Source organism: Synechococcus sp. R70.1, from assembly GCF_047461675.1.
In the GTDB taxonomy this organism is placed as follows: domain Bacteria; phylum Cyanobacteriota; class Cyanobacteriia; order Thermostichales; family Thermostichaceae; genus Thermostichus.
Window position 1 is genome coordinate 1 of record NZ_JANSHR010000083.1, and the last position, 2,723, is coordinate 2,723.

Sequence of the window (2,723 nt, forward strand, 5' to 3'; positions counted from 1 at the left end):
AACAGGCACTAGCTCAATCTCCCACATCAAGAAAAAGAGGAGCAGATCCTGCGCCAAGAACACACCCACCTGGGCGCCGTACAGGAGCAGCAGCAAAAAGAAAAATAGACGCGGCTTGTAGGCCACCTCCCAAGCTGCCACAATCGCCAAAGTCGTAATCAAGCCCGACAGCAGCACCAGCGGGAAGGACAGGCCGTCCACCGCCAGCGACCAGTGGAACCCGATCTGGGGCACCCAGGCGTAACGCTCGGCCAGTTGCAGCGAAAAATCCCGCAGGTCGTAGTGCCACCCAAAGATGTAGGCCATCAGGCCCAAATCCAAAGCCCCCACGGCAAGGGCATACCAACGCGCCCAGCGGCTCTGGGGAAGCAGGGGGATCCCGAAGGCACCCAGCAGCGGCAGGAGCACCAGGGCCGACAGCCAAGGAAACTCAAGAGGACTGCTCATGATTGAGAATAGGTACTTATACTCAACATCTCAATGATATGAAGCTATGTAAACAAATGGAAAGCAACCTTTACAAAAAAATCTGCGCAAGAGCGCAGACCTGGACAAGGTTTCTCTGAGGGTAAGCATCAAGGCTTGGCAAGAGAGCGGCGATGGCGGCCCGAGGGCAAGCTGCGCTGCCCCAATGCCTAGCTACTCATCTTCGGCAAAAACAAAGCGGTGCAATTCGTCCAGGGTGGGCTCTGGGCTTTCCAGGGCAAAAAGGACTGCGTCTTCCACTACGGCGCTCACTTTCTCGTGAATGGCCTGGAAGTCCGCCTCAGTCATCAAGTTGTGTTCCAAGGCGTAGCGCTCCAGGCGTTTGATGGGATCCCGCTGCCGCCAAAATTCCTTTTCTTCGGGGCTGCGCAGCTCGTCGGGGTCAGCCAAAGAATGGCCGCGGAAGCGGTAAGTGAGGCACTCCAGGAGAGTGGGGCCTTCTCCGGCACGGGCGCGGGCGATGGCCTGTTGAGCTGCTTCCCGCACTGCCAGCACGTCCATGCCGTCTACTTGGTAGCCAGGCATGCCAAAGGCTGGGCCCTTGAGGTAGATGTCGGTTACCGAAGTGGCACGCCTGTGGGCCATGCCAATAGCCCAGAAGTTGTTCTCCACCACGTAGACGATAGGCAACTTCCAGAGGGCGGCCATGTTGAGACATTCGTAAAATTGGCCGTTGTTGCAGGCCCCATCCCCAAAAAAGCAGACGGTTACCTGGTCAGTGCCGCGGTACTTGGCTGAAAACGCTGCCCCTGTAGCCACAGGGATCCCTTCGGCCACAAAGGCATAGCCCCCCAAAAAGTTGTGCTCTGCCGAAAACAGATGCATGGAGCCGCCCCGACCCTTGCTGCAGCCAGTGGCCTTGCCGAAGAGCTCCGCCATCACCGCTCGCGGCGGGATCCCAGCGCTGAGGGCATGCACGTGATCTCGGTAGGTGCTGCAGATGTAGTCGGTGGGCTTGAGCGCCTTGATCACCCCCGTGGACACAGCCTCCTGCCCGTTGTAGAGGTGCACAAAGCCGAACATCTTGCCCTTGTAGTACATCTCGGCGCACTTGTCCTCAAACAGGCGGCCCAGCACCATGTCTTCGTAGAGCATTCGAGCCTCTTCGGCGGAGATGCGGGGACTAGCCACGGGAGGGGTAAGTTCCTGAACCATTCTGAAATCCAATTGAGGGTAACCCGTTCTTGCAGTTTTTCAATTATCCCACGCTCAGGAACACCTGCGATCCCGCCAACTGGAGATCGAGGGGGATCCCAGCGGTAGACTGAAAGGTTAAGGCAGGAGGCATTGCCGTTGCAGCAGCCACGTCGAAGTCAAAACTCCGTCCCGCTGAGGCGAAGGCCGCAAGAGCAGGCATCCTGGCAAGGGTCTCGGGTGGCTGGGATCTCTCCCCCGAACCGGAACGGCTGGCCAACATAGCGGGGTGCGCCTATGGGAGCCCGTTGGGTTAGCGGTTTCGTGGCGGTGCTGTTTGCCCTGACGGTTACCCTGCTAGGGGGCTGGTACTTCACGGCAGCCCTTGGGCTGATTATTTTTCTGGCCCAACTGGAGTTCTTTCGTCTGGTACGGGCTAAGGGCAATGCGCCGGCCATGCGCACCACCATGTTTTCCAGTCAGGTGCTGGTGATTTTGCAGCAAGTCAAGCCCGAGTGGACCAGCCCTGCTTTTATCGTGGCGGGATCCATCATCTGTTTTTATTTGCTCTTTAAGCCCAAGGTGGCCACCATTGCCGATATTGCCACCTCGATTTTGGGGTTGTTCTACTGTGCGTTGCTGCCCAGCTTCTGGATTCGGGTCAGGGCTTTGTCTTTATCCAAGGGCATTGGCGAAGGGCTATGGATTACGCTGTTGGCCATTGGCTGTGTCATTGCTGCCGATGTAGCGGCCTACCTGTGTGGTCGGGCCTTTGGGCGCACCAAGCTCTCCATCCTCAGCCCGAAAAAGACGGTGGAAGGGGCGGTAGCCGGGATTGCCGCCAGCATGACCCTGGCTATGCTGGGAGCCCACTACCTAAACTGGCCCTGGAGCTGGCTGAGCGGCAGCGTGTTGGGGTTTTTGATTGGGTTGACCAGCCTGCTGGGGGATCTCACAGAGTCCCTCATGAAACGGGATGCGGGAGTAAAAGACTCCGGGGATCTCATTCCCGGCCACGGCGGCATTTTGGATCGGGGCGATAGCTACGTCTTTACCGGGCCGCTGGTGTTTTACTTTATGGAATGTCTGGAATGGCTCAACGC

3 protein-coding genes and 1 pseudogene are annotated in these 2,723 nt (G+C 58.1%); 1 reads left to right on the plus strand and 3 read right to left on the minus strand.

The genetic code is table 11. The annotated features are described in order from the left end of the window. The 3 genes and pseudogenes from NW807_RS09440 to NW807_RS09450 all read right to left on the minus strand — a co-directional run. Window positions 1–447: pseudogene (locus NW807_RS09440) on the minus strand (NAD(P)H-quinone oxidoreductase subunit 4); the annotation flags it as partial. Window positions 448–639: 192 nt separating this feature from the next. Beyond that, a complete protein-coding gene (gene pdhA / locus NW807_RS09445) occupies window positions 640–1,641 on the minus strand; it encodes a pyruvate dehydrogenase (acetyl-transferring) E1 component subunit alpha (RefSeq protein WP_414395329.1) in 1,002 nt (333 codons plus the stop codon). Window positions 1,642–1,684: 43 nt separating this feature from the next. Beyond that, on the minus strand, window positions 1,685–1,843 hold the full coding sequence (locus NW807_RS09450) for a hypothetical protein (protein ID WP_414395332.1): 159 nt from the start codon (window positions 1,841–1,843) through the stop codon (window positions 1,685–1,687). 74 nt (window positions 1,844–1,917) lie between these two features. On the opposite strand from NW807_RS09450, the gene NW807_RS09455 reads away from it, so the two are divergent. Continuing rightward, window positions 1,918–2,723: phosphatidate cytidylyltransferase (locus NW807_RS09455; protein ID WP_414425940.1), on the plus strand; the 806-nt coding region annotated here is incomplete at its 3' end.